We start from the raw sequence: 2,625 nt of genomic DNA, 5'->3' as shown, positions 1-2,625 counted from the left end.
AAGCCCGCCCTGTACTGCGAAGTAGTCAGGGTCGGGTAGTTTACAAGTGACTTTAGCCGCCCGCAGCAGTGGGATGGAGTTTTTGCTCACGGATGAAGCTCCCCTGCTCTCGGTGGGGGGAGTGTCCCGTTATTTGAAATCGCTGCTGGCCGGGGATCCCTACTTGGTCAGGCTGTGGGTGAGCGGGGAAGTCTCCAGTTGCCAGCGCAACCGCAATGGCCACCTGTTCTTGACCCTAGTCGATCCGGAAACCGGTGACGTTCTCAAGGGGGTGGTCTGGCAGGGCCAAACTTCCAGGCTCAGCTTCTGGCCGGAAGTGGGGCAACAGGTGCTTGCCCTTGGGCAACTTGGCATCTATAGCGGCGGCAGCCATTATCGCCTCGTCATCTGGCAATTGCTGCCTGCCGGGGAAGGGCTGTTGGCGTTGCGATTTCAACAGCTCAAGGCCCGCCTCAGTGCTGAGGGCTTGTTCGATAACCAACGACCTCTGCCTGTTCATCCCCAGTGCATTGCCGTCGTCAGTTCCCCCCACGCTGCCGGCTGGGGAGATATTCGGCGCACCCTCAACCAGCGCTACCCCGGGCTACGGGTGCTGTTCTCCCCAGCTCAAGTGCAAGGGGAGGCGGCCCCGGAATCAATTGTGCGGGCCATTCGCCGGGTGGAACAGGATGGGCGGGCGGAAGTGCTTCTTTTGGCGCGGGGCGGTGGAGCCAGCGAAGATTTGGCCTGTTTTAACGATGAGCGGGTGGTGCGAGCCATTGCCGAATGTCGGATCCCGGTGGTCACCGGGATTGGCCACCAGCGGGATGAAACCCTGGCTGACTACGCTGCCGACTACGCCGCCCATACCCCAACGGCAGCTGCCGAGCGGATCGTGCCGGATCTGGGGGAATTGCAGCGTCAGGGATCCCAGTTGCGCCAGAAGTTGATCGAACGCACTCGCCAAGCTTTGGAAAAAGCCCAGCAGCGTTTGCAGCAGGCCCAACACCACCTGGCTTACGTGCATCCAGAGCGGCTGTTGCAACAGGCTCAGGATCGCTTGACCCAACACCAACATCGCCTGCTCCAAGCCGTGCGCCATCGCTTCCAGCAACGCCAACAGCACCAACAGGCCCTGCAAGATCGCCTCCAAGCGCTCGATCCCGAAGCCATTCTGAAACGGGGCTATGCCTTGGTGCGAGATGAAGAGGGATCCCTGATCCGCACCCATCGCCTGCCTCCCCAAACCCGCCTGATGATACAACTGGCCTCGGGAAGCCTATGGGTACGAGTAGAGGAGAGCCATGAGCCGCCGCAAACGTGAGGAGCCGTGGCGCTATGAAGCAGCCATTGCCGAAGTGGAAACTTTGATTGCCCAGATTGAATCGGGGGAGCTGGATCTGGCCGAGGTGGTGGAGCGCTTTCAACAGGCCGCCCGAACCCTGAAAACCTGCGCGGACTTCCTGGAGCAAAAGCGGCAGCAGGTGGAGATCATCATCGAGCAATTGGGCCAAGAGGAAGAAGACTCTCAAGCGTTCTAGGGATCCCACCCGATCATTCCCCCTGCACTGCTGTCGCCATTCTGCTTCACTATGGATGGTCGTTGGATGGTTGTCTTTATCCTTGCGCCCCCATGCCCGCAAAGATCCTCGATGGCAAAGCCTTAGCCGCCCGCTTGCAAGCGGAGATGGCCGCCCAAGTGCAAGCTTGGATACCCCAGGTGGGGCGGCCACCGGGATTGGCAGTGCTGCGGGTTGGAGAGGATCCCGCCAGTGCGGCTTACGTGCGTGGCAAAGAGCGGGCCTGTGAGCGGTTGGGCATTGCTTCTTTTGGCCGACATTTTTCCGCCCAAGACTCCCCTGCCCATTTGCTCGACACCATCGACCAACTCAATCAGGACGAGCGGGTGGATGGCATCCTCGTCCAACTGCCCCTGCCCCCCGGCTGGGATCCCATCCCCCCCCTTCTGGCCATCAATCCCGACAAAGATGTGGATGGACTCCATCCCCTCAACCTGGGCCGGCTGTTGCGCGGCGAGCCCGGCCTACGCAGTTGTACCCCTTTGGGCGTGATGCGCCTGTTGCAGGCAGAAGGGATCCCGATTGCAGGCCGAAAGGCAGTGGTGGTCGGTCGCAGCATCTTGGTGGGCAAGCCCTTGAGCTTGATGTTGTTGGCCGCCGATGCGACGGTCACCCTAGCCCACTCCCGCACCCCCGACTTGGCAGAAGTGACCCGCGCCGCCGACATTGTGGTGATGGCCGTGGGCCGCCCCCGCCTATTGAGGGCAGACATGGTGAAACCCGGCGCGGTGGTCATCGACGTTGGCATCAACCGCATCGAGACCCCTGCCGGAGCCGAGCAATTGGTGGGAGATGTGGACTATGAAGCGGTCAAAGAGTTGGCCGCTGCCATCACGCCCGTACCGGGAGGCGTAGGGCCGATGACGGTAACGATGCTGCTGGCCAACACCCTACAGAGCTATAAACTGCGCAGCCACTTGTGTAGTCATTATTAAACAGGAATGAAACATTTCTGTTGCATTGTTCCCTAACTTCCCTCTCTCTCTGGGAGAAGAGCTGGGGTTGGTCGCGGCAGCGGCACAGAGCGCTTGGGGAGTGTCTCAATCTAGCTTGAAATGACTATGGT

General features: G+C 60.6%; 3 protein-coding genes. All 3 read left to right on the top strand.

Going from position 1 to position 2,625, the window contains the following annotated elements:
* Nucleotides 1-46: 46 nt before the first annotated feature.
* Nucleotides 47-1,303, top strand: a complete 1,257-nt coding sequence (gene xseA / locus NW834_RS13570) for an exodeoxyribonuclease VII large subunit (protein ID WP_414350297.1) — start codon at nt 47-49, stop codon at nt 1,301-1,303.
* Nucleotides 1,284-1,520 (top strand): exodeoxyribonuclease VII small subunit, encoded by a 237-nt coding sequence (gene xseB / locus NW834_RS13565; RefSeq protein ID WP_414350295.1) that lies wholly within the window; start codon nt 1,284-1,286, stop codon nt 1,518-1,520. The genes xseA and xseB overlap by 20 nt, the downstream gene beginning before the upstream one ends.
* 92 nt (nt 1,521-1,612) lie before the next feature.
* Nucleotides 1,613-2,494 (top strand): bifunctional methylenetetrahydrofolate dehydrogenase/methenyltetrahydrofolate cyclohydrolase FolD, encoded by an 882-nt coding sequence (folD, locus tag NW834_RS13560; protein WP_414350294.1) that lies wholly within the window; start codon nt 1,613-1,615, stop codon nt 2,492-2,494.
* Nucleotides 2,495-2,625: the final 131 nt, after the last annotated feature.

Origin of the sequence: Synechococcus sp. R60.1 (assembly GCF_047461835.1) — a bacterium.
Lineage (GTDB): Bacteria > Cyanobacteriota > Cyanobacteriia > Thermostichales > Thermostichaceae > Thermostichus.
Note: the sequence above shows the minus strand (reverse complement) of the source record. Positions and strands in the feature narration are given on the sequence as shown.

Bases quoted from the DNA above. Each gene is read 5' to 3' on its own strand.
- folD (WP_414350294.1), top strand. From the start codon at position 1,613: ATGCCCGCAAAGATCCTCGATGGCAAAGCCTTAGCCGCCCGCTTGCAA.
- xseB (WP_414350295.1), top strand. From the start codon at position 1,284: ATGAGCCGCCGCAAACGTGAGGAGCCGTGGCGCTATGAAGCAGCCATT.